General features: G+C 62.8%; 23 protein-coding genes. 13 read left to right on the forward strand and 10 right to left on the reverse strand.

Annotated elements, in window-relative coordinates:
* Positions 1-149: 149 nt before the first annotated feature.
* A complete protein-coding gene (locus L0U83_RS33215) occupies positions 150-1,187 on the reverse strand; it encodes a GlxA family transcriptional regulator (protein ID WP_233888404.1) in 1,038 nt (345 codons plus the stop codon).
* Between the two features lie 319 nt (positions 1,188-1,506).
* Here L0U83_RS33215 and L0U83_RS33220 point away from each other — a divergent pair, with 319 nt between their 5' ends.
* The 3 genes from L0U83_RS33220 (at position 1,507) to L0U83_RS33230 (ending at position 3,860) form a co-directional block, all read left to right on the forward strand.
* Positions 1,507-2,166, forward strand: coding sequence for a response regulator transcription factor (locus L0U83_RS33220; protein WP_233888405.1), 660 nt, complete (start codon positions 1,507-1,509; stop codon positions 2,164-2,166).
* A 207-nt stretch (positions 2,167-2,373) separates the two neighbouring features.
* The gene (locus tag L0U83_RS33225) at positions 2,374-2,718 is read left to right on the forward strand and encodes a response regulator (RefSeq protein ID WP_233888406.1); all 345 of its coding nucleotides are present in this window, start codon (positions 2,374-2,376) and stop codon (positions 2,716-2,718) included.
* Between the two features lie 167 nt (positions 2,719-2,885).
* The gene (locus L0U83_RS33230) at positions 2,886-3,860 is read left to right on the forward strand and encodes a LysR family transcriptional regulator (protein ID WP_233888407.1); all 975 of its coding nucleotides are present in this window, start codon (positions 2,886-2,888) and stop codon (positions 3,858-3,860) included.
* Between the two features lie 618 nt (positions 3,861-4,478).
* Here the strand turns inward: L0U83_RS33230 and L0U83_RS33240 are convergent.
* Positions 4,479-5,900 (reverse strand): aminotransferase-like domain-containing protein, encoded by a 1,422-nt coding sequence (locus L0U83_RS33240; RefSeq protein WP_233889118.1) that lies wholly within the window; start codon positions 5,898-5,900, stop codon positions 4,479-4,481.
* Positions 5,901-6,312: 412 nt separating this feature from the next.
* Here L0U83_RS33240 and L0U83_RS33245 point away from each other — a divergent pair, with 412 nt between their 5' ends.
* The 3 genes from L0U83_RS33245 (at position 6,313) to L0U83_RS33255 (ending at position 8,300) form a co-directional block, all read left to right on the forward strand.
* Complete coding sequence (locus tag L0U83_RS33245) at positions 6,313-6,519, forward strand: DUF2970 domain-containing protein (protein ID WP_233888409.1); 207 nt, start codon at positions 6,313-6,315, stop codon at positions 6,517-6,519.
* A 90-nt stretch (positions 6,520-6,609) separates the two neighbouring features.
* On the forward strand, positions 6,610-7,062 hold the full coding sequence (locus L0U83_RS33250; RefSeq protein WP_233888410.1) for a MarR family winged helix-turn-helix transcriptional regulator: 453 nt from the start codon (positions 6,610-6,612) through the stop codon (positions 7,060-7,062).
* A 14-nt stretch (positions 7,063-7,076) separates the two neighbouring features.
* Positions 7,077-8,300, forward strand: coding sequence for an MFS transporter (locus L0U83_RS33255; RefSeq protein WP_233888411.1), 1,224 nt, complete (start codon positions 7,077-7,079; stop codon positions 8,298-8,300).
* A gap of 12 nt (positions 8,301-8,312) precedes the next feature.
* Here L0U83_RS33255 and L0U83_RS33260 read toward each other — a convergent pair whose 3' ends face one another.
* The gene (locus tag L0U83_RS33260; RefSeq protein ID WP_233888412.1) at positions 8,313-9,659 is read right to left on the reverse strand and encodes an MFS transporter; all 1,347 of its coding nucleotides are present in this window, start codon (positions 9,657-9,659) and stop codon (positions 8,313-8,315) included.
* A 417-nt stretch (positions 9,660-10,076) separates the two neighbouring features.
* Between L0U83_RS33260 and L0U83_RS33265 the strand changes: the two genes are divergently transcribed.
* A complete protein-coding gene (locus tag L0U83_RS33265) occupies positions 10,077-11,636 on the forward strand; it encodes a methyl-accepting chemotaxis protein (RefSeq protein ID WP_233888413.1) in 1,560 nt (519 codons plus the stop codon).
* Between the two features lie 53 nt (positions 11,637-11,689).
* Positions 11,690-12,787 (forward strand): lactonase family protein, encoded by a 1,098-nt coding sequence (locus tag L0U83_RS33270; protein WP_233888414.1) that lies wholly within the window; start codon positions 11,690-11,692, stop codon positions 12,785-12,787.
* Positions 12,788-12,812: 25 nt separating this feature from the next.
* On the opposite strand, the gene L0U83_RS33275 is transcribed toward L0U83_RS33270, so the two are convergent.
* The 4 genes from L0U83_RS33275 to L0U83_RS33290 form a co-directional block, all read right to left on the reverse strand.
* Positions 12,813-14,108 carry an MFS transporter gene (locus L0U83_RS33275; protein ID WP_233888415.1) on the reverse strand — a complete coding sequence of 432 codons (1,296 nt, stop codon included), beginning with the start codon at positions 14,106-14,108 and terminating at the stop codon, positions 12,813-12,815.
* A 141-nt stretch (positions 14,109-14,249) separates the two neighbouring features.
* Entirely contained in the window at positions 14,250-15,464 is a 1,215-nt protein-coding gene (locus L0U83_RS33280; protein WP_233888416.1) for an MFS transporter, read from the reverse strand.
* Positions 15,461-16,252 carry a DeoR/GlpR family DNA-binding transcription regulator gene (locus L0U83_RS33285; protein WP_233888417.1) on the reverse strand — a complete coding sequence of 264 codons (792 nt, stop codon included), beginning with the start codon at positions 16,250-16,252 and terminating at the stop codon, positions 15,461-15,463. Before L0U83_RS33285 ends, L0U83_RS33280 begins: the two co-directional genes overlap by 4 nt.
* 117 nt (positions 16,253-16,369) lie before the next feature.
* Positions 16,370-17,413, reverse strand: coding sequence for a LacI family DNA-binding transcriptional regulator (locus L0U83_RS33290; protein WP_233888418.1), 1,044 nt, complete (start codon positions 17,411-17,413; stop codon positions 16,370-16,372).
* 251 nt (positions 17,414-17,664) lie between these two features.
* On the opposite strand from L0U83_RS33290, the gene L0U83_RS33295 reads away from it, so the two are divergent.
* The 5 genes from L0U83_RS33295 (at position 17,665) to ltrA (ending at position 23,344) form a co-directional block, all read left to right on the forward strand.
* Complete coding sequence (locus L0U83_RS33295) at positions 17,665-18,723, forward strand: fatty acid desaturase (protein WP_233888419.1); 1,059 nt, start codon at positions 17,665-17,667, stop codon at positions 18,721-18,723.
* Positions 18,724-18,774: 51 nt separating this feature from the next.
* Positions 18,775-19,098, forward strand: a complete 324-nt coding sequence (locus L0U83_RS33300) for a non-heme iron oxygenase ferredoxin subunit (protein WP_233888420.1) — start codon at positions 18,775-18,777, stop codon at positions 19,096-19,098.
* 55 nt (positions 19,099-19,153) lie between these two features.
* On the forward strand, positions 19,154-20,188 hold the full coding sequence (locus L0U83_RS33305; protein WP_373321161.1) for a sugar ABC transporter substrate-binding protein: 1,035 nt from the start codon (positions 19,154-19,156) through the stop codon (positions 20,186-20,188).
* Between the two features lie 17 nt (positions 20,189-20,205).
* Positions 20,206-21,453 (forward strand): NAD(P)/FAD-dependent oxidoreductase, encoded by a 1,248-nt coding sequence (locus L0U83_RS33310; protein WP_233888421.1) that lies wholly within the window; start codon positions 20,206-20,208, stop codon positions 21,451-21,453.
* A 511-nt stretch (positions 21,454-21,964) separates the two neighbouring features.
* Positions 21,965-23,344 (forward strand): group II intron reverse transcriptase/maturase, encoded by a 1,380-nt coding sequence (ltrA, locus tag L0U83_RS33315; protein ID WP_373320943.1) that lies wholly within the window; start codon positions 21,965-21,967, stop codon positions 23,342-23,344.
* Positions 23,345-23,420: 76 nt separating this feature from the next.
* On the opposite strand, the gene L0U83_RS33320 is transcribed toward ltrA, so the two are convergent.
* The 3 genes from L0U83_RS33320 to L0U83_RS33330 form a co-directional block, all read right to left on the reverse strand.
* Positions 23,421-24,548, reverse strand: coding sequence for a patatin-like phospholipase family protein (locus tag L0U83_RS33320; RefSeq protein WP_233888422.1), 1,128 nt, complete (start codon positions 24,546-24,548; stop codon positions 23,421-23,423).
* A gap of 152 nt (positions 24,549-24,700) precedes the next feature.
* Complete coding sequence (locus L0U83_RS33325; RefSeq protein ID WP_233888423.1) at positions 24,701-25,441, reverse strand: GGDEF domain-containing protein; 741 nt, start codon at positions 25,439-25,441, stop codon at positions 24,701-24,703.
* Positions 25,442-25,463: 22 nt separating this feature from the next.
* Positions 25,464-25,850 carry a DUF1987 domain-containing protein gene (locus L0U83_RS33330; RefSeq protein WP_233888424.1) on the reverse strand — a complete coding sequence of 129 codons (387 nt, stop codon included), beginning with the start codon at positions 25,848-25,850 and terminating at the stop codon, positions 25,464-25,466.
* Positions 25,851-25,854 lie beyond the last annotated feature (4 nt).

A 25,854-nucleotide genomic window follows, 5' to 3' on the forward strand; every position in this document is an offset into this window, starting at 1 on the left:
TGGCCAACCGGCCGATCGAATCGACGGATCCGATGAAGCAGCACTGTAGGCGCATCCGTCGCGAATTCGAACACCCACCATGGACAAAGAGTCGTGCGTCGCAAGAACAAATCGCAGTGGCGTTGAGAGGCTGCGCGCGGGGCGATCTCTCAGGCGATTGCCTCCATGTGTGCATACGAAGGATTCGTGTGAAGGTCGCTCGCAAACGCGGGCGGGGAGAGTGCGACCCCGGCGACTTCAGTATTGCGGGACTGTTGGCGGTATTGCCGAGGAGTGAGGCTGAGACGTCTTTGAAACACCATGCGCATGTGCGCAGCGTTGTGAAAGCCACAGTTGAACGCAACGGTTTTCATCGGCATGTTGCGTTCTTCCAGCAGCTTTCGTGCGGCACCCACGCGGACCTGGTCGACGAATGCGGAAGGTGTTGTGTGGAGATACTTCGCAAAGATCCTCGATAGGGTGCGCCGGCTCACGTAGACAGCGTCGGCGAGTTGCTCTATCGAAAGCACGTCGGAAAGGTGGTCGCCGATATGACGTTGTACTTTTGCGATGATCGAACTCTCATCGGCAAGCGTCGCGACGTAGGGGGCGCGTTCGTATGGCTCGCGCTGCGGATTGGCGCCAAGACGTCTTGCCACTTGTTTGGCGACATTCTGGCCCCAGTCTTCAGCAACAAGAGAAAGCCCAAGGTCGAGTCCGGCGGTCGGACCCGCAGATGAAATCAGACGTCCATCGCGTATCAGGGTTTTGTCGGGACGTATGCGGGCTCGCGGGAATTCGCTGGCCATCTGGCTCGCGTCGGCCCAGCGCGCGGCGACCTCTTTCCCCTCGAGCATACCCGAGCGCCCGAGCAGCCAGGCGCCGTTGCAAACGCAGCCGTAACGCCTGGACTCAAGTGCGCGTCGCCGCAGCCAGTCCAGAAATTCCTGTTTCGGGCGAACGGTCGCATTGCGGGAGCCGCCGGTCACCAGCAGCACATCGACGTTTGCACGGAAGTCCGCGTAGACCCACGGCACGCAGAGCTGCATAGCGTTCGAACAGGCGACTGCGCCCACGTGCTCTCCAATGAGGGGCACCTGATACTGGCGTGCCTCGGCGAGGAAATGGTTCGCTTCGGAGAACACGTCGAGCAGGCCTGCGATATCCATGGCCTGCACACCATCCAGTACGACGATAGCAACTTTCATTTTGCGTACCCAACCTGAGCAATGATTCCAATTGCGCGACGATCTGCTGAAAAAAGGTTATGCGTGCAGCGCGAGGCTGACAATTCTCCGAATGGCTGAAGGTTCAGCTTGCGGGCATGTGGTCCCTCATACGCCGGTATGACTCGTGTAGTTCGAGAGGCGTGTGCGCCGAGGGTGCCGCACTAAAGAGGATGAATTATGTGGGCGCCTGGTTCAAAGCAGGACGATGCGCAATCGGTAGCGATAAGTCTTGCTATTGCTTACTATATGGCGAGCACCGGCACGTTTTCGCCATCACGAACTTTTCAAAGATCGAGCGATGAAACACGATAGCGTTGGGACGCGAAGTGAACCACTACCGGACTCGCTCGTGTACGTGATCGACGACGACGAGTCTATTCGAGGCGCGCTAACCAGCCTGCTCATGTCAGTCGGCATCGAGGTCCGGGCGTTCGAATCGGCTGACGAATTTCTCGCCGAGAAAATGCCGGATGTGCCGAGCTGTCTCATTCTCGACATTCGATTGCGAGGCGAAAGCGGCCTTACGCTTCAGCAGGAAGCCTTCAAGGAAAGCATTCAATTTCCCATCGTCTTTTTAACGGGGCATGGCGACATAGGCATGACCGTCAAGGCAATGAAAGCAGGTGCTTTCGATTTCATGACAAAGCCATTCAAGGATCAGGATCTGCTCGATACGATCGCTGCAGCGCTGAAACGGGATGGTGAACTGAGGCGCCAGGCGAGGCTCGTTGCGGGCGTTCGTCAAGCGTACGACTCGCTGACGGCGCGCGAGCGCGAAGTGATCGGCCACGTGTCCGAAGGTCTGTTGAACAAACAGATTGCAGGCCTCCTGTGCCTGAGCGAGGTCACGGTCAAGATTCATCGGGCGCAAGCCATGCACAAGCTCAATGCGCGATCGGTGGCCGAACTCATCAAGAAATTGCAGCAGGTGCAAGCGGCTCCTCAGAGCGCCAGATAGGCATTTGCTCGTTCGCCGCGCAACGGCCGCCTTCCTCAGCGCGCGGATTTCACCCCGCTAATACGAATTGTCGCCAGAATCATCCGAAGGTGTGATTGCTGCCCCTTCGGCCGGCCTGTATTTTCCAGAAAGATTCTACCTTTCTGCATCATTTCAATGTCCACCGGACCCCAGATAAAACCAGCGCGCTCGTCTGCAACGATCGCCATGGTCGACGACGATGAATCCGTCCGGATGGCGTTGTCCAGTTCGCTGCGTTCGGCAAGCTGGAATGTCATTGCCTACGCGTCCGCCAATCATCTGCTGGACGATACGCGCCGATCGAAACTAAAGCTCGTCGTCGCCGACATCCAGATGCCGGGCATGGACGGGTTTGCGTTACTTGAATCGATCAAGCGATGGAAGCGCCCCATTCCTGTCATTTTCATCACCGCGTACGCGACCGAGGCAATGCTCGAACGCGCGAAAACTCACGGCGCTGCCGGCTTCCTTTCGAAGCCCGTGGATGACGCACGACTGCTCGCACTGGTTAGCGAACTGCTGAAGAAGTGAACCGGTCGAGCGCCGCCGCTATGACGGCCACTCGATCGAGCCATCCGAATGTATTAGACGCGCACGCGCCTGCATAAGGGATCACACCATATCGGACGATACCGTCGCACGGCTTACGCGCTTACGCTTGAATCGTCGTTCCGGGCAAAACACTTGTGAGGTGCGAGATGGATCAGCTTTACATGTTGCGTGCATTCGTCGCCGCTGCGCGGTATCAGAGCTTTAGCAAGGCCGCGGAATCGTTGAATGTGACCACGGGGTCCGTGTCGAAAGCGATTGCCAAGCTCGAAGATTGCGTGCAGACCCGAGTCCTGCTCAGGACAACGAGGTCCGTCTCTTTGACAGAAGCCGCGCAGTCGTATTACCTGATTTGTTGCCGCTTGCTCGAAGAACTCGACGAAGCGAACCGGCGCATCGCGCTGGAACATGAGGGCAACGGTGGAAAGCTGCGGCTCGTCGTGCACCCCATGCTGATGAGCAGAACGTTTTCGCGTCTGGTGCGGCGCTATCGCGCCATCGCGCCTCATGTGAGTCTGGTGGTTTCCGTTCAGGACCACGCCACGAACCTGTTCGACGGCCGTTTCGATATCGCCATGCTTCCGCCTCAACTCGTCGAGCAGTCCACCGTGATTCGCCGCACGCTTTGCCGCTCGCCTCGCATTCTCGTGGCTTCCCCCGCGTACCTCGAGCAATACGGTGCACCGGAATCCGCTTCGAAGCTCGCCAGTCACTTTCTGTTGATCGATTCCGAAACGAGAAAGAAGAGTGCGGACTGCATCGATCTGCGTGAGGGCGGCCGGAAAGTGAGCGTTTCGCCCATGTCGTCGATGGATGGGAACGAGGCACTGCTGCGCGCGGCGGCGCTCAACGGAACGGGCATAGCCACGCTGCCTGAAACTATGGTTCGCGAAGATATCGACATGGGACATCTCGTGCACATCCTGCCGGAATGTACGGCGTCGGATAGCGGCGTCGAAATATGCCTGTTCTATTCTCACCGGGAACTGATCCCGGCGCGGATCAGGATGTTCGTCGACTTCTGCACCGAGTTCTTCCGGGCGCCTGCGAAGGCGGCTGCCGATGACGTGATACGCGTGCCGCAACCGAGGAAGCGAAACGAAGGCCTCGCGATGATGTCGTGATGGTTTCTCGCGAGATGCGTGCGCAGTCATCCAGAGCCTGAGAGGTCGTTATGTCTCATGTATTGCACAACTGGATATTCGTTGGCAGTACTGCCTACGACGAATACACCTTCGTTCCTTGGCTCAACAGGAATGTCTATCGCCGCACGGTGGATCTGAGTAGTGTTTGCCTGCTGTGAGGGCCCAAAGCGCTTTGCGCAAGCCGACCCGTCGATACTCCCGTTAAATGGAAGGTTCATTCCCGAGACTGCAGGATTCTCTTATCTACTGCAAGTGATTAATCTGGCCTCGTTGTTTCCCCGGAGGCGTCGCCTCCCTCACCTTGGCTAGAGAGAGATTGAAATGAAACTGCTTACTGCTGTCCTTTTTGCATGTTCGCTGTCGGCTAGCTTCGCTGTCCACGCCGAACCCCTCGCACCCGCACATGCGGATATTCAACAAACGGCTCAGGCAGATACGTCGCGAGCGAATAGTTATCAGGCGCCGCACCGTCGGGCGACGACGCCGGCAAGGGACGCCAACACTTGTGTGGGCCCGGCGAGTTTCTGCAACCTGTTCTTCGGCAGCTAAGGTTGCCATGGGTTCGTGACGCGGGTTTGCGCCGCGCGCATCGATTGATCACGATCGAGAGCACACATCGGGATGAACGAGCAGTTCGCCGAGCGTGCGGATCGCCTCATCGATGCGCTGCGACCACGGATGACCGTAATTGAGCCGGATACAATTTTCGAATCCATGTGACGCGGAAAAGAGCGGACCGGGCGCGACGCTGATGCCGCGTTCGATAGCGAGACGATGGAGCGCCATGGCGTCGATGGGCTCGCGGAAAGTGAGCCACAGAAAATAGCCGCCCTCGGGTTGCGTGTACTGCGTGCGCTCAGGCAGCCACCGGCGGATCGCTTCGATCATCGCATCGCGCTGCGTTTGCATAGCCAGCCGGATCTTCTTCAGATGACGCTCGTAGCCGCCGTGCTCCAGATAGTCGGCAATGCCGGCCTGCGCGGGAATACTCGCCGAGATCGTCGTCATGAGCTTGAGGCGCTGCACGCGCTCGGCGAAGCGCCCGGCGGTCGCCCAGCCTACGCGATAACCTGGCGCCAGGTTTTTGGAAAACGAGCTGCAATGCATGACGAGTCCGCGCCGGTCGAACGCGATGGCCGGCGGCGGATAGTTCGGCGCGTAATGCAGTTCGCCGTACACATCGTCTTCGATGAGCGGGACCTCGTGTTTCGCGAGCAGCTCGACTAGCGCTTGTTTCTTCGCCGCCGACAATGTGACGCCCGTTGGGTTCTGGAAATTCGTCATGAACCAGCAGGCGCGGATCGGGTGCTTCTCCAGCGCTTGCGCCAGCGCGTCGAGGTCGAGCCCCGTGGCGGTATCCACGGGAATTTCGACCGCGCGCAGGCCAAGACGCTCGATCGCCTGAAGCGCGGCATAAAAGCCCGGAGACTCCACCGCGACGATATCGCCGGGCTGCGTGACCGCCATCAGGCAAAGATTGAGGGCTTCCAGCGCGCCATTCGTGATGATGATGTCCTCGGCCGGCTGTGAGATGCCAACGCGCATGTAGCGCAGCGCAATTTGCCGCCGCAGGTTCTCGTTGCCCGGCGGCAGATCGACCACCGTGCTCCACGGGCTCACGCTGCGCGCGGCCTGGCCGAGCGATTTCGCCAGCCGCGACAGCGGAAAGAGCAGCGGGGAAGGGAACGCGGAGCCGAGCGGCACGATGCCGGGGCGCTTTGCGGCATCGAGCACCGAAAACACGAGTTCGCTGATATCGACGATGGCGGTTTCGCCTGTCGTTGCGCGCGAATCCGCCTTGCCGGGTTTCGAGAGCGGCGCGACGTAGTAGCCCGATCGTTCTTCGGCACGCACGAGGCCCCACTGCTCGAGCACGTAGTAAGCGCGCGCCGCCGTGGACTGGCTCACGCCGTGCTGCGCGATGATCTGCCGCAGCGATGGCATGCGCGAGCCCGGCTTCAGGTTGCCGGAGCGAATCTCGGCGGCCATGCTCTGCGCTAGGCGTTCATAACGTGTCATACGTTCTGGCGCTTCCAATGCTGTCATAGGTCGACTCGTGCTTCTCTTGTGACGTGCCGGACCGGGATTCCGATCTGCTGCGCTCAATTATGCGTCGGCTGCTTCTATACGACCCTCCAGTGAGAGCGGATGATTGCGGCCAGTGCGCATCGCAGTCCGGGTCTGTTCTCCCGGGATGCGCCGGGATTACTGCGCGAGTGCCTGGATCATCACCTAAACCCGCAGTGCTTGCGGCTCTTTTTGCCTGTAGCGTGGCAAGCCTTTCGCCCCGGTGCGCGAGTGCCGGGGCGTTTCTTTATCTGGAGTCGGCACGCTGCTGCTGCATCGCTCAGATTGTTCGCAACTGCTGCTTTTTTTGCCCGCTGCGAAGTTCGAACATGGGTGCATGTAACCGAACCCGATGGAGAAGATGATGGAACTCATTCGTATGGTGCGCATGGTGCTGTGGGGCTTCTTTGGCGTGCGCAAGAGCGCGTCGCACGAAGCCGATCTGGCCAATATCAACTTCAGTTGGCTCCCGTTCGTGGCCGTTGGGCTGGCCGCGTTGATTGGCGCTTGCATATTGGGTGTGGTGCTGCTGGTCGTGCACTCCACGGGAGCCACCGCGCAAGGGTTCTGAACACCCTTCGCGTGATTGGATCCTGGTGGTCCTCGCGGGGATATGAAGGTTATCTTTGCAGTTTACCTTCATATATTCTAGAATGCGGGGATGACCGATCGCGCCAAAACTCCCCCTCCCGACCTCGCCGCGTCGCTTGCTGGCGACCTGCGGGCGCTAGTCGGGCAATTGCGTCGCCGTTTTCGCGAACAGGCGATCCTCGGCGAGTTCACGCCTTCGCAAATGGCCGTGCTGCTGCGGCTCGAACGCGAAGGGCCGGCCACGGTGTCGAGCCTTGCGCGCGCGGAGGGCATGCGCCCGCAGTCGATGGGTACGCTCATCGCGCCGCTCGAGGCGGCGGGCCATGTCAGCGGCGCACCGGACCCCAATGACGGGCGCCAAACGCTCTGGTCGCTCACCGTTGCCTTTCGCGAGTGGCTCAAGGAAGGGCGTGCCGCGCGCCAGGACTGGCTCTCGCGCAGGATCGACACGCGCCTTTCCGGCGCCGAGCAACAGCAGCTAGCCGCCGCAGTCGAACTGCTCAAGCGGCTCGTGGCCGACTGAGGCGCGGCGGTCACATGGGCGCTCCCGCTTCGGGCTTCTTTCGTTCGCTCAAGAGTTACAACTATCGCGTGTGGTCGGCGGGCGCGCTCGTCTCGAACGTCGGTACCTGGATGCAGCGCACGGCGCAAGACTGGCTCGTGCTCACCGGGCTCACGCATCACAGCGCGGCGGCAGTAGGCATCGTGATGGGCTTGCAGTTCGGCCCGCAAATGCTCTTCATGCCCTGGTCGGGCTTCGCCGCCGACCACTTCGATCAGCGCAAGCTGCTCATGGTCACCCAGGCGCTGCTCGGCGCGCTTGCCATTGCGCTGGGCGTGCTCACGGCAACGGGGCTCGTGCAGCTTTGGCACGTGTACGTGTTCGCCTTCCTGTTCGGCTGCACGACGGCATTCGATTCGCCGGTGCGGCAAACCTTCGTCTCGGAGCTGGTGGGCGACGCCGATCTCTCCAACGCCGTCGCGCTCAATTCGACCTCGTTCAACGCCGCGCGCATGATCGGGCCGGCGGTGGCGGGGCTGGTCATTGCTTCGGTGGGCGTGGGCTGGGCGTTCCTGCTCAACGGTCTTTCGTTCGTCGCCGTGCTGATTTCGCTTACGCGTCTGCGCGTGGACGAATTGCGTTCAGCGAAGCGCAAGCAGCCCGCGAAGGGCGGTATCGCCGCGGGATTCCGCTACGTATGGGCGCGCCCCGACCTGCGGGCTATTCTCGTCATGCTGTTCCTGATCGGCACCTTCGGGCTGAATTTTCCGATCTTCATCTCGACGATGGCCGTCAACGTCTTCCACGCTGATGCGGGACGCTACGGACTCCTTTCTTCCATGATGGCCGTGGGCACCATGAGCGGCGCTTTCTTCGGCGCGGGGCGCAGCCATCCGCGGTTCGTCTCGCTGTTGTTCGCGGCGGCGGCGTTCGGGGTGGGATGCGTGCTGGCGTCAGTTGCGCCCGGCTACTGGTGGTTCGGCGGCGCGCTCGTGATGATCGGCATTGCAGCGCTTACGTTCACGACCGAAACCAACAGCCTCATGCAGCTTTCCACGGAGCCCGGCATGCGCGGGCGCGTGCTGGCGATTCGCCTCGCCGTGGCGCTGGGCGGCACGCCCATTGGCGCGCCGATCGTGGGATGGATAGCCGACCACTGGGGGCCGCGCTGGGCCTTGCTGGTGGGCGCGGCTTCTGGTTTCGCGGCCGCCATTGTCGCGGCCCGCGCGCTTGCGCGGCGGGACCACGAGAAGTCATGACGTGCCGTCGCTTCAGACGGCCTTCAACTCCACGCGCTTGATGTCTTTCACGATCAAGAGATAGCTGATGACCGTGATGAGCGCGTTGACGCCGACAAAGGCGAGCGCGCCGTTGAACGAGCCGGTTTCCGCCACGAGATAGCCGATCACGATCGGCGTGACGATGCCAGCCACATTGCCGAACATGTTGAAGATCGAGCCCGAGAGGCCGATGGCTTCGCGCGGCGCAGTATCGGCGATCACGGCCCAGCCAAGCGCGCCCAGACCCTTGCCGAAGAAGGCGAGCGACATGAGCGCGACCACGATCCAGTCGCTGTTCACGTAGTTGCAGCCGATGATGCACGACGAGAGCACCATGCCGCCGACGATCGGCACCTTGCGCGCCACGGTGAGCGAGCGGCCCGAGCGGATGAGCGCGTCCGAAGCCACGCCGCCCAGCACGCCGCCGAGGAAGCCGCAGATGGCGGGCAGGGAAGCGATGAGCCCCGCCTTCAGGATGGTCATGTGGCGCGCCTGCACGAGGTAGATCGGGAACCACGTGAGGAAGAAGTACGTGAGCACGTTGATGCAGTACTGCGCGAGGTAGATGCCCAGCAGCATGCGGTTGCCGAGCAACTGGCGGATGACCGCCCAGTTCGCGCCCTTGCGTTCCTTGCGTGCTGCGCGTTGATGCCCGTTCACGATGCCGCCGCCCGCCTCGATGTATTCGAGCTCCTGCTGGTTCACGCCCGGATGATCGGCCGGGTTCTTCATGAACCTGATCCACGCGAAGGCGAGCACGAGGCCGCCCACACCCATCACGATATACACGTGATGCCATCCATACGCGTGCGTGAGCCACGCCATGAGCGGCGTGAACACCACGGCCGCGAAATACTGCGCCGAATTGAAGATGGCCGAGGCCGTGCCGCGTTCCTTCGCCGGGAACCAGCTCGCCACTACTTTCGCGTTGGCGGGGAAGGCGGGCGCTTCGGCCGCGCCCATTGCGAATCGCAGTGCAAAAAGGCCCGCGATGGCGGCGCCCGCGCTGCCGAGCAGACCGATCGAGCTTTGCAGCAGCGTGAAGAGCGACCACAGGAAGATGCTGCCCGCGTACACGCGGCGCGCGCCGAAGCGGTCGAGCACCCAGCCAGCGGGAATCTGCGCGAGCACATAGGCCCAGCTGAACGCCGAGAAGATGTAGCCCATGTGGATCGCGTCGAGATCGAACTCCGTTCGCATGGCCGAACCCGTGACCGAGAGCGTGGCGCGGTCCGCGTAGTTGAGCGTCGTGATGATGAAGATCAGCGAGAGGATCAGATAGCGCACCCGGGTGCGCCTGGCGACATCGGACTGCGTGGCGGTGCGGCTCAACGACATGTGGATCGACCTCTATCGTGCGCGAGACACGGGCCGCGTGAGTCACGCACGGCCCGAATCTGCTGTCTCCAGGCGGCGCGCCTCATGCGCGCCGCATCTACTTACGCAGGAACGCACCTGACTCGCGTCAAGCGCGTTCCGTTCGCGGACCTGTTCCGCTGCTCGTTCAGCCAGTTGTCAGCAAGTTGTTTGACATCAAGGCTGGTTGTCAGGGCCAATCGTACAACGCCCAGGAAGCCGAAGCAACCAAACCATGAGCCTCTTGACTGGGCCTCAGGGTAAACTCGAATTTCAGGATAACCGCGTGATCGTGGGATGATGCAGCCAAGTTGTTGGACAACATGGCGAGCGCACCCTCAAGACTCCGGCGTTTGAGCCGTAAAGAAGAACACCATGGAAACCGGGGATTGAAGCAACATGCGCAACACGACGGTACGAGCCAGCCTCCTTGCAGTGCTGGTGATCTTTGGCGTGATGATCTTGATTGGCGGCTTCGCGGGCGTGTTCTCGCTGCGGGAGTCGAACGCCAGCGCCCAACGCCTGCACGAAATCGCCCGCCAGACCATTCTGGTCAACGACGCCTACAAGGACACCACGCGCACGCGCTCGGCGCTCGTACGCGGCTATAGCGCGCTCAAGGAACGCAACGACACCGCCACGCGCGACTCCGCGCTGAATAGCGCGGCCCATAGCTTCGAGCTTTCGGCGAGTGAGACGCAGGCCTTCGCCAACGCCCCGGCGTTCGATGGCATGGACGCGGACCTCAAACGTCAGCTGCTCGACTCCGCCGCGCAACTTTCCAGCACGCTCACGCGCGCGACCGACGCGCTGCGCAACGGCGACACGGCGGCTTACGTGGCGGTCAACGACACCGACATCACCGCCGCGGGCGCGGCCTACTCCGTGAACGTGGAGAAGTTCCAGAAGCTCGCCAACGCGCTCGCCGAGGCGACGCTCGATGACGGCAACGCACGCTATGCGTGGATCGTGAGTCTCGTCGGCGTAGGCGTGGCGATCGCGCTGGCGCTCGTCGTCGTGACGCATTTCGCCTTGCAGCGCATCGTGTCGCGCCCGCTTGCCGAAGCCGCGGCGGTGCTCGATCGCATTGCGTCGAACGATCTCACGGTGCGCGTGCCCGAAGCGGGCCGCAACGAAATTGGCCTGCTGTTCGCGGCCATGCGCCGGATGCAGGCGGGTCTCTCGCGCACCGTGGCTGGCGTGCGCGACAGTTGCGATGCGATCCACACGGCCGCGCGCGAGATCGCGGCGGGCAATCTCGATCTGTCGAGCCGCACGGAAGAGCAGTCGGCTTCGCTCGAAGAAACTGCCGCGAGCATGGAAGAACTCACCTCCACCGTGAAGCAGAACTCCGCGAACGCGTCCGAGGCCAGCACGCTCGCCACGGGCGCGGCCGATCTCGCGCAGCGCGGCGGCGATGTAGTGGGACGCGCCGTGCAGACGATGCAGGACATCAGCGCCAGCTCGCAGAAGATTGCCGAGATCACCAGCATGATCGACAGCATCGCGTTCCAGACGAATATTCTCGCGCTCAACGCCGCCGTGGAATCGGCGCGCGCGGGTGAGCAGGGGCGCGGCTTCGCCGTGGTCGCGGGCGAGGTGCGAACGCTCGCGCAACGCAGCGCGGGCGCAGCACGCGAGATCAAGGAACTGATCGGCGCCTCGATGGAAGACGTGCGCAACGGCAACGCGCTCGTCGCGCAGGCAGGCGAGGCGATGAGCGAGATCGTCAACTCGGTGCGCAACGTTGCGACCATCATGGCCGAGATCACCACGGCCACCGCCGAGCAGAGCACAGGCATTCAGCAGGTGGGCATGGCCGTGAGCCAGATGGATCAGGTCACGCAGCAGAACGCCGCGCTCGTGGAGCAGGCCGCCGCCGCCGCGAGCGCGCTGGAGCACCAGGCGCAATCGATGAAGGAAGCGGTTTCGGTGTTTCGCGTTGGCGCGCTCGCGTGAGAACAGAAAAGCGCGAATCTAATCAATAGAACTAACAAACTGGAAGAGAGTCGATGAAGAAGAACGCAATCTTGCGCGGCGTGGCGGGTGCCGTTATCGGGCTCGCGGCAGCGGTGGCCGCGCACGCGGCTAACTACGTGTACGTGTCGAACGCCGATAGCCAGGACATTTCGGTGTTCCGCCTCGATGCGCAAAGCGGCGCGCTGGCCGCTGTCGAAACCGTGCCGGTGGGCGGCACGGTCATGCCGATGGCGTTCTCGCCTGATCATCATCGCCTTTACGCGGCGCTGCGCTCGAAGCCGTATCGCGTGGTGAGCTTCGCCGTGAATCCGCTCGATGGCCAGCTCGTCGAACTCGGCCGCGCGCCGCTCGCGGAGAGCATGGCCTACGTTTCCACGGACGGCACGGGGCGCTATCTACTTTCCGCTTCGTATGGCGGCAATCTGCTGGCGGTGAACCACATCGGCGAAAACGGTGTGGCGGGCGACGTGCTGCAAACCGTGAAGACGGGCCCGATGGCGCATATCATCCGCACCTCGCCGGACAACCGTTATGCGTTCGCATCGGTGCTCGGCGCCGATGCATGGCTGCGCCTGAAGTTCGACGCCTCGACGGGCGCGCTCACCGAAGACGCGAAACCCGCTTACTCGCTGCCCAAGGATTCCGGCCCGCGCCACTTCCAGTTTTCGCCAGACCAGCGCTTCGTTTATCTGATCGACGAACTCGACGGCAAACTCCACGTGCTCGCGTTCAACGCGGCGAACGACACCGTCAAGCCGATCCAGACGATCTCGATTCTGCCCGCCGACTTCTCCGGCGACAAGCCGTGGGGCGCCGACGTGCACCTCACGCCCGATGGCCTTCATCTGTATATCTCGGAGCGCACGTCGAGCACGCTGGGCGCGTATCGCGTGAACAAGGCAACGGGCAAGCTCACGCGCATCGGCACGTACGGCACGGAAAAGCAGCCGCGCGGCTTCAATATCGATCCTTCGGGCCAGTACCTCTTTGCCGTGGGCCAACTCTCGCCCACGCTGAGCGCTTACCGTATCGACGCGAAGAGCGGTGCGCTGCACGAGCTTGGCAAGTATCCGGTGGGCAAAGGCGCGAACTGGATCGAAGTGGTCGACTTCGACGGTTCGAATGACTAAGTAATAAGGGGCGGCTTCGGTCGCCTCATTCCTGCTGGTTCTCAGTCGCGAAGGTCATTGCCTTCGCGTTGCGCGTTTCGGCTCGCGCTTCATCGAGACCTTCGATCGAGCGCAGCCGCGCTGGCGCGGAGAACACGATGATCGCGAGCTGAATGGCGAACCCGCACGCGGCGCCCACGAGGCAACTGGTCATGCCAAGGTGCGTGCTCAGGAACGCGCCGAGCAGGGCGCCGAGCGGGCGCGCGCCGAACGTCGCCATCATGATGACCGACGAGACGCGCGCGATCAGATCGCGAGGCGTGACGACCTGGCGCAACGCAGTGGTCGAGATGGTCCAGACGATCGGCCCGAATCCAAACAGAAAGAAAGCCAGAAACACGGTGGCGCGCGAATGCGTGAGGGCGGTGCTCGCCATGAGCAGCGAGGCAAGCGCGGCGCTCATTGGGCCGAGCAGAATTTGCCGTCCGAAGACGAGGCGCTTTGCGATGATCTTGTAGAGAAACGCGCCGCCCACCATCCCGAAGCCGTACACGCCAAGTGCAACACCCACGGCCGATGGTGCGAAGGCGAGCCGGTGTATCGCGTACCAGGCGAACACGGCGAGCAACAAATACCACGATGTATTGAAGACGAAGGCCGTCGCAACGATCGGCCGTAGGTGCGTGCTGCGCGCGATGAACTGCACGCCGTCGAAAAGCTCGTGTGCGAGCGCGCGACGCGAACGCGGGCGCGGCGCCTCGGTGGGCAGGCGTGTGAGAAACCATGCGCTGGCGAGCGACAGGACGAACGCTGCGAGAAACGCAAACACGCCCGACGCCCAGCCCGCGAAAATACCGCCCGCGGAAGGCCCCGCCGTGTAGGCAATGCTGCGCGCGATTTCGAGCCGCCGGTTGGCGGTGAGCAGGTCGCCCGTTTCGACCATGGCCGCGACGAGCGAGGGCGCGGTTACGCTGAATACCACGGTGCCCGTCGCGATGGCGAAGCCCAGCGTGCCGAGCATGCAGAGCGATAGCACGCGCGCATGGAACAACGCGAACAGCACGAAGAGCGCGGCGGCGCGCAGCAGTTCGGTTGCGATCATGAGCGGCTTGCGTCGGCTGCGATCGGCAACGAGACCGGCGGGCAGCGAGAGCAGCAGGAACGGCAGCGTGTTGATGGCTTGCAGCGAGGCGCTTTGCTGTGCGCTCGCGCCTAGCGCCACCACGGCGACGATGGGGATGACCGCAATGGCCATTTGCTCGCTGAATTGCGCCGCGAGACTCGCATGCGAAAGATTGACGACGACGCGCTGTGGGGTGGTGGTTCCTGGCGTGATGGCCATCGTAGATGTCCCGAAGGTCGATCCGGCGTAGGCCGGATGCGGTGGTTTGAGCTTCGGGATCGAGTCTACGTAGGGTGATTGGGTGGGGATATCCGGATCTTGTGGTGATATTCGATGCGCTGTACGGGCCCAGGGCGCAGGTCACTCCGCCTCGATGCGATCCGCGTCGCGCGTATCTCTGCGCACCTGCGCGTGTGTTGCCGATTCGCCGCGCGACGCATCCACATCACGCACCGCGCGACTGCCCGCAAAACACACCGCGAGCGTAGCGAGCACCAGCACGCCAAGTGCGAGCTGCAAGCCAACGAGCCCCGCGCCGAAGCCGATAATCGGCGGCCCCACGAGAAAGCCCGCGTACCCGGCGGTAGCCGCCATCGAAACGCCCGTAACGGGCGGATCAGTCGTGCGCCCAGCCGCGCTGAAAATCACCGGCACCACATTGGCGAGCCCAATGCCGACGCAGATGAACCCCACCACAGCCGTAGTGAGCGCAGGTGCGGCGAGCACAGCGGCTAGGCCCGCCGCCGAAAGCAGGCCGCCCAGCGCGACCACGCGCACCGCGCCGAGACGCCGCACGAACGCGTCGCCCACCACGCGGCACGCCGCCATGGCGAACGCGAACGCCGTGTAGCCGATGCCTGCGCTATCGGCATGAGCGGGCAAGGCAGAACGCAGATACACGCCACTCCAGTCGGCAATGGCGCCCTCGGTCATCATGCAGAGAAACGCAAGCGCGGCGAGCTTCACGACGCCCGCCTGCGGCAATGCGAAGCCGCCGCCGGACGCAGCCTCGGGGCGCGAGCCCACGTCGCGCAGCGAAAACAGGGCCGCGCCGACGATCAGCACAGCGATGGGAATCGCGGGCAGCGCAAGACCGCTTAGCACACCGAATCCTGTCTTCTGCAACACCGTGCCAACGGCTGCGCCCGCAAGACCGCCCGCGCTCCAGGCAGCATGGAACGACGACATGATCGGCGCGCTCCACACTTTTTCGATAGCGCTGGCATGTCCATTCATGGAAACATCGAGCGCGCCATTGAGCGCACCGAGCAGCAGCAACGCGGCACACAGCAGCGGCGCATTGGGCGCGAGCGCAGGCAGAGGAAACGCGGCGACGAACAGCACGCCGAGCAGGGCGGTCGCGCGGCCGCTGCCGAACTTCGGCGCGAGCCGCCCCGCAAGCGGCATGGCGACGATGGCCCCCAGCGCGAAGGCAAAGAGCGCGACGCCGAGCAGGGAGTCGCCAAGAAGCAGCTTGTCCTTCACGCGCGGCACTTCGACGGCCCACGCGCCAATGCCGAAGCCGTTCGCCAGAAAGACGGCCGTGGTGGCGTAGCGTTCGCGTAGCGGTCTCATCGCGCCACCGTCACGTCGCCGCATGCGGCTTTCAGTTGCTTCAGATGGAGTTTCGGCACGTCGGCATCGACCACCAGATAGTCGAGCGAAGCGCAGGGTGCGATGACGAACGGTGCCGACGTCATCAGCTTTTCGGTGGTGACCGCCGCCGCGATCTGGCCGCTTGCCGCGACCATGGCACGCTTCATTTCGGCATCCTCAGCATCGAATGCCGCAACCCCTTCGGAGGGATCGAGTGCGCATGCCCCGAGAAAGCAGAGATCTGCTTTGATCTGCTGTATTTGCACGAGCGCCGTCGCACCCAGTGCGCCCGCGGCCTGCGCGCTCACGCGCCCGCCGATCAGGATGACCTCGATGCCTGTACGCTCTAGCAGGCGCACGGCGGCCTGCGGCGAAGTCGTGATCACCGTGAGGCCGGCGTTCTCGGGCAGTGCCGCCGCGACCTCGACGTTTGTCGAGCCTGCGTCGAGCAGAATCACCTGGTTGGGCTTGACAAGCGCGGCGGCGGCGCGCGCGAGGCGCGCCTTTGCGGGCAGTTGCTCGCGCATGCGCACGGAGGCGGGCTTGTTGGCGGGCGACGTCAGCAGCGCGCCACCGTATACGCGCTTGCAGTGTCCCGCCTCGGCCAGATCGCGCAAATGGCGCCGGATCGTGTGCTCCGAGGTGTCGAGCTGCGCGGCGAGTTCGGCGGCCAGCACGCGGCCCTCGGCGCGCAGCTTTTCGAGGATCAGGCGCTCGCGCTCGTCGGGGAGCAGGCTTTCAATCGCCGCCTGGCGTGTGCGTTGCATGGTTTCGGCTCCCCTCTGCAAGTTGGCTTGCCCGTCGAATCGAGCAAAAACGAGCATAAAGTATCGTAAACGGGCAATGCATGCAACAGGCGGCGCAGGATTCGCGGCGCAACCGATTCAGGGCAGCGAATAGCGCGAATACGTTTCGATCGGCACGAGTGCCTGCGCCGGGGGCGTGCCGCCCGCCACCGCGTTGCGCATCTGTTCGACGGCCGTGCGCAGCAGCAAACGCAAGTCTTGCGAGAGCAGATAGTCGATCACGTCCGCGCGCAACAGCGGCTCCGTCACGGCGTTCACCTCATGCGTGACATAGAGCGTGCGGCCCGCGATCCCGCGCTCGCGCAGCGCCGCAGCAAGCCCCTCGTTGCCGCCCGCCACGTTGTAGATGCCGTCGAGCGCGCCGTGCATTTCCATGCAGCGCCGCGTGGCCTCGTAGGTCGCCGCGCCCGAGTCGGCACCCTTGATCACTTCGACGACATTCACATGGGGAAAGCGTTGGCGCAGGAGCGAACGAAAGCCTATCTCGCGGTCTTCGTGACAGGTGTACGAGAAAGTTGCGACCACAACGGCCACCGAAGGCGAGGTCCGCCCCTCCAGGTGACGGCCGACGAGGAACGCAGCCGACTGGCCCGCGGCGCGGTTGTTCACGCCCACGTAGGTGTGGCGCGCATCGGCGTCGACGTCGGTGATGAGCGTCACCACGCCAAGGCCCCGCGCCATGCATTCGCGCAGCGCCGACGTAATGGGCGGCGTATTCGTGCAGATGATGCCGATGGCGTCTGCTGCGGGTTGTGCCCCTTGCACTGCCTCGCGCACGCGCAGTGCGACGTCCTCGTCGCTGGCGCCCACGCAATTGACCACGTCGACCGTTACGCCTGCGGCGGCAAATTCGGTTTCGAGGCTCGCTGCCGTGCGCGTGAGTTCTGCGGTGAAGGCGTCGCCGGCCTGCAGGAGCAGGCGCACACGCAGCGCATGGGACGCGGCGCGCGACGCCACGGGCAACACCTGATCGTCACTCGCGCCCAGTTGCCTGAGCGCCGCTTCCACGGCGCTGCGCGTGCGCGGGTGCACGCCGGGCCGGTCGTTGAGCGCCCGGTCGATGGTCGCGCGGCTTAGTTGCGTGAGCTCCATCAACTGTTTCAGCGTAGGGCGGCTTTTCATCGGATCTCCGCAGCAGATGAGTACGAAGGTATTCTGCCTCAAAATGAGGCATTGAGTACGAGTATTTGTCTTATATCTCCACGTGGAGAACGATTTCAGACGGGGAAAATTTAGGTGAAAACCCTTTGGTGCTCAAAATGAGTCACTTTAGTCTTTGACGGTGACTCATTTAGAGCCTGTAATTCGCCTCAAGGATGAGCGAGTCCAAAGCAGCTCATCCTCGTTCAACGTCATGCACGGGAGTTCGATTCATGTCCGCACAGCAAGGCTCGCCACAGGTCATCACGATGGACGACTGGTACCGTTGTCCGCTGGAGCGCAAGGTGCTCAAGGAAGTCACGCGGCGCAACGACCGGGTCGCCCTGATGCATTTCGGCGGTTTCATGGCGCTCGTGCTCGCCACGGGCGCGCTCGCCTGGTTTTCATTGGGCACGCTCTGGTGCATTCCGGCCTTTCTGCTTTACGGCACGATTTACGCGTTCGCGGAGGCGATGGAGCACGAACTGCGTCATCGCACGCCGTTCAGGAGCGAGTGGCTCAACGAGAGCGTGCACTGGGTCATCTGCTTCATGACCTGGCGCGAGCAGATCTATAGCCGCTGGTCGCATGCGCAGCATCACACCTATACGCACCTCACGGCCACGGTGCCCGCTGACGTTGAAATCGCCGTCAAGCGTCCGCCCAGTTACCTCAAACTCGCCACCGATTTCCTGCGCATTTCGCACGGCATCCATCATCTCGGCAACATCGTGCTGCACAGCCTCGGCATCGTGACGAGGAGCGCGAAGGCCGTCGTGCCGGTGGTCGAATATCGTGTGATGCGCCGCAATTCGCGGGTGATTCTCGCGCTCTACGTGGCCGTTGGCGTGTGGGCTTTTGTTGCACATAGCTGGCTGCCGGTGGTGTTTCTGCTTTTGCCTCGGGCATACGGCGCGTGGCTGCATGAACTGCTGGCCATTACGCAGCACACCGGCCTGCGCGAGAACGAACTCGATCACCGTTTTTCTACCCGCACGCTGCGCCTGAATCCCGTCCTCCAGTTCCTCTACTGGAACATGAACTATCACGTCGAACACCATATGTTCCCCAACGTGCCGTTTCATGCGCTGCCTGAATTGCGCAAAGCGATCGAGGCTGACCTGCCACCCGCTTATGACGGTCTGTTCGACGCGTGGGCCGAGATCCTGCACGTATTGCGCACGCAGCGCCACGATCCGGACTACATGATCACGCCGCAGGTGCCCGGCAAGACGGTAGGCGTAATGCGCGAGGACGCCGTTTCAAATGCCGTTGCCGTCGACACGCAATGACGCCGCGGCTGCCCGCTAATTGTTCGAAAGATGAGGATGGAGGAGACGACCATGAACATTCTTCAATGGCACGAGGTGTGCGCGAGCGACGAACTCGAAGAAGAGGACGTGATGGAGTTCGAGCACGAAGGCGAGCTTTACGCGATCTATCACACGCCCACGGGCTATTACGCCTCAGCGGGAGTCTGCACACACGAAACGGCGCGTCTCGCGCAAGGTCTCGTGTTCGGCGACATCATCGAATGCCCGATGCATATGGGGCGCTTCCACATTCCCTCGGGCGCGGCCAAGGGAGCGCCGGTCTGCGTGAATCTCGCCACGCATCCGGTGAAGGTGGAGGGCGGAACGATTTATCTCGGGCTCGCCACAGAATGATTTGGTATGCGAATCTTTGAATCACCACGATAACGATGCAACTTAGGAGACAGCCGTGAACGTTTCTTTTCTGAAGGTGTTGCCGCTGGCGGCTACCGTGTTCGCACTTGCGCTGAGCCCCGCGGCGCATGCGGATCCCGTCGCGCATTTCGACTTCATTTCGCATGCGCCTGATTCAGATGCATGGTGGAACACCGTCAAGAACGGCATCAAGCAGGCCGATGAAGACTTCAATGTTCAGACCGATTACCGTAATCCACCCAATGGTGATATCGCCGACATGGTGCAACTCGTGAATCAGGCGGCGGCGCGCAATTACGACGGCGTGGTCACGACCATTGCGGATTTCGATCTGCTCAAAGGCGCCGTGTCGCGCCTGAAGTCGAAGAACATTCCCTTTATCACCGCGAATACGGGCACGGAGCAGCAGAGCGCCGAGCTTGGCGCGCTCATGCACGTGGGCCAGCCAGAATATCTCGCGGGCAAGGCAGCGGGGCTGCGCGCGAAGGCGGACGGCGTGAAGACTTTCCTGTGCGTGAACCATTACGCTACGAATCCGCTCTCGTTCGAACGCTGCCGCGGTTTTGCGGACGCTATCGGCGCGAACATGAAAATCTCGGTGCTCGATGCAGGTACGGATCCCACGGGCATAGAATCGAAAGTGAGCGCGTATCTGCGCAACCACCCGAACACGCAGGCCGTGCTCACGCTCGGCCCGACTTCGGCCGATCCGACGATACGCGCGGTGAAGAGTCTCGGCCTTGCGGGCAAGATCTGGTTTGCGACTTTCGATATCGACACGGACGTCGCGAAGGGCATCAAGGATGGCACGATCAAGTTCTGCACCGATCAGCAGCCGTATTTGCAGGGATATATTCCGGTTGCCCTGCTGGCGATCATGCATCAGAACCACAACAACGATGTGTTGCAGGCGCGCGCCGCACTCGAGCAGAATCCGAAATTCGAGCGGCGCCTGAAGGACTATGGGCTCAAGCCCGTGTATGAGGCGCGCAATATTAGCTCCGGGCCGGGCTTCATCACGCCGCAGAATATTCAGCAGGTGTCTGCGCTCGCAGGGCAGTATCGTTGAGCGCGCAAGGAGTCGGTATGAGTGCGGGCGATGGCATGGTGGTGATTGGCGGCGGCCAGTGCGGCGCACGCGCCGTGCAGGTTTTGCGCGAAGGCGGCTGGGAAGGCGCGATTACGTTGATCGCCGATGAAGCCGCGCAACCGTACGAGCGGCCGCCGCTTTCAAAGGCGGTGCTGGTGGGCGAGCGCACGCCGGAGCAGGGCGCAATACACCGCGAGGCGTTTTATCGCGAGCAGCGAGTCGATCTGCGCAGCGGTTGCGCCGCGAGCACGATCGACCGCGCCGCACAAACGGTCACGCTCGCGAATGGCGAAGCGCTTTCCTACCATCGCTTGCTGATCGCGACCGGTGCCGAGCCTCGCCGCATGAGCGCGCCCGGTGCGGACCTCGCGGGCGTGCATGTGTTGCGCAATGCCGGCGATGCGCTCGCCATTGCGGGCGAACTCGGGCAGGGGCGGCGCATTGCGGTGATCGGCGCTGGCTTCATCGGGCTCGAAGTCGCGGCCTCGGCGAGGCAACGCGGTTGCGAAGTCGTCGCGTTCGAAGCCGCACCGCGTGCGTTGATGCGCGCGGTGCCCGCGGAGGTGGCGCAGTGCCTTGTGGACCTTCATCGCGAGCGAGGCGTGGACGTACGCTTTGACGTGCAGGTGCAGCGCTTCGAGGGCGATGGGCGCGTCAACGGCGTCGTGCTCGGCGATGGAACCGTCGTGCCTTGCGATGCGGTCGTGGTCGGCGTTGGCGTGGCGCCGCGTGTGGCGCTGGCGCAGGCAGCGGGCCTCGCGATCGACAACGGCATTGCCGTCGATCCCATGCTGCGTACCAGCGATCCACATATCTACGCAGCGGGCGACGTGTGCTCGTTCGTGCATCCGCTATACGGGCGTCGCATTCGTCTTGAATGCTGGCGCAACGCGGAGGATCAGGCGCGCGCGGCAGCACTCAATATGCTCGGTCACGACGAGGCGTACAGCGCCATGCCGTGGTTCTGGTCTGATCAATACGATATGACGATCCAGATCGCAGGGTTGCCCGCGTTCGGGACGACCCAGGCTGTGCGTGCAACGGGCTCGGCGTCGAAGGTATTTTTCGCGTTCGACGAAGCGGGCTTGCTGGTGGGCGCGAGCGGCGTGGGGCAAACGGGTGAAATCGCCCGTGACGTGCGCGTTGCGCAGGAACTGATCGCACGCCGCATGCGCATCGAACCCGAGCGCCTTGCCGACAGTGCGACCAAACTCAAATCGCTGCTCGCCGCAGCCGTGCATTGAGCGACGGAATCGATCTGCTCGGCCAGCGGCTCCACCCGCCGGCTTTTTTCCACTGTGGTTCGAGTGGGGCGATAGGGGCTTCATGCCCTATCGCTTTCTTTGTGTGCCGAGCATGTGCAACAGCTTGGGGGTGGAAGTCCCCTGCCCAGCCTGATGGTGGCGAAGGGCTAGCGAAACGCAAGGGCGTCGTCGTGAGGCGGGGTCTGAAGGAAGCGTGTGGCAAAGCCACGACCTGACGAACAGAAATCAGATATGAGGCCGCCCCAGTTGGACGAGCGAGCAAAGGATCGCGAAGTCCACAACCATCAAGGACTGGTGCGGTAAATCTGGCAGGTGTGTGGCGAAGGCGGTTGTGCTTACCTCGGGAGGCCTGCCCGGTGTCCTGGAACCAGGACTGGGCAACTCGCAAGGGTTGCTGATCGCCGTGCAGGAGTCAGCAGCGGGCATATTAGGGCGGCGACGCCTGAAGGCCCAAACGGAGAGGAGCGGCGAGTAAGCCGGAGAACTCGACATGGGAGCGCAGCAGAAAACGCATCGCGTCCTTGATAGCGGAAGAAGGGGTGAAGCCCCGACGGCGGCTGATCGAGGGGCTGAACCTATGGCGGCGAACCCCGAGCCTGAAAGCCCGTCGGCTTGTGACCGGCTGATGGAAGAAGTCTGCGAAAGGGAGAACCTGCAGCAGGCGTTGAAACGTGTGAAGGCGAACAAGGGTGCACCGGGTGTGGACGGCATGACGGTTCAGACATTACCGGCGTACCTGCGGGAGCATTGGCCGTCGATAAGGGAAACGCTGCTGAACGGCACGTACAAGCCCCAACCTGTGAGACGGGTCGAGATACCCAAGCCGGACGGAGGTGGCGTGCGCAAGCTCGGTATCCCCTCTGCGCTCGACCGGCTCGTTCAGCAGGCGGTATTGCAGGTGCTGCAAAGGCAGTGGGACCCGACGTTCTCGGAATCCAGTTATGGCTTCCGTCCGGGACGTTCGGCGCATCAGGCGGTGGCGAAGGCACAAAGCTATATCCAGGCGGGACATCGCTGGGTCGTAGATTTGGATTTGGAGAAATTCTTCGATCGCGTGAGCCACGATATCCTGATGAGCCGGGTGGCAAAGCGGGTGAGCGACAGACGCGTTCTGAAGCTGATTCGCTCCTTCCTGACGGCAGGTGTGCTGGAGAACGGGCTGGTTGGTGCAACGGCAGAGGGTACGCCGCAGGGCGGCCCGTTGTCTCCGTTGTTATCCAATCTGCTGCTCGACGATCTCGACAAGCTGCTTGAGCAACGCGGGCTGCGATTCGTGAGGTACGCAGACGATTGCAACGTCTACGTGCGCAGTGAACGCGCAGGTCAGCGGGTGATGGCCGGGCTGAAGGCCTTCCTCACCAACAAGCTGAAGTTGAAGGTCAACGAGGCGAAGAGCGCCGTCGCACGGCCTCACACGCGGAAGTTTCTGGGATTTACCTTCCTGGGGCGAAAGCAGGTCAGAAGGCGCATTGCGCCCAATGCTCTGGTTCGCTTCAAGGATCGGGTCCGGGAATTGACGCAACGCTCGCGCGGGATCAGCGTTCGCCAGATGATCGGCGCGCTGAAGCGATATCTGACGGGCTGGCGTGGCTACTTTGGTTTCTGCGAAACGCCCAGTGTGCTCAGGCAACTGGATGCATGGATCCGACGCCGCCTGCGCTGCTTCTTGTGGAAGCAGTGGAAGCAAGGCCGGACCCGGTTTCGGCAGCTGGTTGCGCGCGGCGTGGGGCACGACCTTGCCGCACAAACGGCGGGTTCGCCCCACGGCGCCTGGCGCCTAAGCAATAGCCCTGCGCTAAGTAAGGCGCTGTCGAATCGTTACTTCCTCTCATTGGGCCTTCCATCGCTAGGCCCTACGCCGATTAACTGATCCGAACCGCCGTGTACGGACCCGTACGCACGGTGGTGCGGGAGGGGTCGCGCCGCGAGGCCTGCCCCTATCCCAATTATTCTTCGTCTGCGCTGTAGACGCTTAGTCCTTCTATCGGATCCATCGGTGCTTCCCAGGGTCTTGCTTCGATCGCGCGCATAGCGGCTTCGTAGCCAGCGCGCCGGCGCGCGGCAATGCCGGCAGGCGTGAAGTCGATGTCCTTCAACTGGTCGTCGCCATCGAGCCGCGGCGCCGCGAGCTTGATGAGCCGCATGGTCGTTTCGCAGCCCCAGGCCGCCAACTGCTGAACGTCGGCTGTGTTGCGCTCGGCATCGGGCACGCGCTTTGCCAGTTCGCGGATCACGTGGCGCAAGCGATGAATCTGCTGCTGGCGCGCGATATGGCTTTCTGTGCGGCTCGCGTACTGAATGTCTTTTTGCCGCTCAGCGATCTGCCAGATGCTTTCCGGCTCCGGGCCCGCTGGATTCCACACCTGCACCGAGAAGATGACCGAACTATTGCGCGGCTTGTCGTCGAGCACGACCTCGACCGGCGTGTTCGAATAGATGCCGCCATCCCAGTATGGCTCACCGTCGATGCGCACCGCCGGGAACGCGGGCGGCAGCGCGCCCGAACTCATGATGTGTTCGACATTCAGCTGCTGATCGCGCGAATCGAAATAGCGCATCGCGCCCGTGCGTGCGTTCACCGCGCCCACAGTGAGGCGCGGGTGCCCCGCGTTGAGCCGTTTGAAATCGACGAGAGAAACGAGCGTGTCGCGCAGCGGTGCGATCTTGTAGTAGGACGCGCGATCTACGCCGAGGCGCGCAAGCGGCCCGAACCACGACGCCGGGTTGGGCTGAAAGAACCCCGCAATGCCGCCGCTGATGATCATCAGTTTTGCAAACGTCTTGTCCCAGCCAGGACCCAAGCCAGGCCACGCTGCTGCGTCGAGGCGCGTGCGGTCGGTGACGCGCTGCCAGAATTCCTCCAGCCGCTCGAAGCGGCGCTCCGGCGCGTTTCCGGCGATCAACGCCGCGTTGATGGCGCCAATGGAAGTGCCGATCACCCAGTCCACATGGATGCCGGCTTTGTGCATCGCCTCATAGACGCCGAGCTGATAGGCGCCCAACGCGCCGCCGCCCTGCAACACGAGTACGACTTGCCCGGGCAATGCCAGGCGTGCCGGCTGCTTCGCTGTCATCGATCGCCTCGCTGTTTTGCTGTGCTGACGCGCGATATCGTGGCCTGCATTCTTCATACGCGTCGCGATTTTCTCCGCACCATTGTAGTGTGGCGTTCGGAAAAGACGCGCGTTGCGCGGCAACGGCCCCAAAACCGTCAGGCCGCTGTTTTTCAATCTGCCGGGGCGATGTGTCCTTCGAACGTCACACAGTTTCGGCCGCCGCGCTTGGCGGTGTACAGCGCGGAGTCCGCGAGGCCGTAAGCGGTGTCGAAATCGGTGCCAGCCGGATTGTCGCTCACGCCGAAGCTTGCCGTGATGGAGCGGCACACGGGTGCTGCGAACGCGTGGCTCGCGATGGCCGCGCGCATGCGCTCGGCGAGCTGCAGGGCATCTGCAATGTCGAAGCCCGGCAACACGACCGTGAACTCTTCGCCGCCCACGCGCCCGATAATGCCGGTCTCGCCGAGAATGCGCCTCAGGCAGTTCACGATGCCCGAGATCACGCTGTCGCCGGCCGGGTGACCGAAGTCGTCGTTGACCTTCTTGAAGTCGTCGATATCGAGCAGGATCATCACCGCCCGATTCGCGCGCAGCGCCTTCACGGTGCGCTCGATCACGGCGCTGCGATTCAATACGCCGGTGAGGGCGTCGTGCGTCGCGCGATAGTGCAGTTGCTGGGTGAGCGCCTGCATTTCGCGCTCGGCGCGATCGCTGCGCCCGATCAGGCGGCGGGTTTCGCGCATCAGGCGCTCGTAATGCTGGATGAGTTCGACGAGCGCATCGCGATGACTTTGCGCGTGCGACTCCGGAGCCTCGGCAATCGCCCGGGCCCGCTCCAGCGCCTCGCTTTCGCTGCGGAACAGGTCAAGGTAATGATCCTTCAATGTGTCCCGCAAGGCAGTCGTTTCCACGCGCGTCGTCCTCAAAGCATTCTCAGGTCGCAACCGGGCAGTCATTGAACTTGATTGCCGTGAAGTCGGTTTGCAGTTCCTCGCCGAATTCGAGGATCGTTTCGTCTTCTTCGTCGCGATACCAGTTCACCCGCACCTGGTTGCCCGCCGCCGCCGCACGATCCAGTGCATCGAACACGCTGAACAGCATTTTCGTGCTCGAACTGTTGAAGTAAGTGAGCGTCACCTCGACCGTGATCGCAGCGCCTTCACAACCTTTGAGCCACAGATTGAGCCGCTCGATGATCGGCGCATAGAATGCGGCCGCATGCTCGGGATACGACTCGCCTCGCAGTGACAGCACGCTTTCGTCGAAGCGGAAATCGATCTCCGGCGACGTCGCCGTGGCGGCGATAAAAAGGTTTTCCATTTTG

Source organism: Paraburkholderia flagellata (assembly GCF_021390645.1).
GTDB classification, from domain to species: Bacteria; Pseudomonadota; Gammaproteobacteria; order Burkholderiales; family Burkholderiaceae; genus Paraburkholderia; species Paraburkholderia flagellata.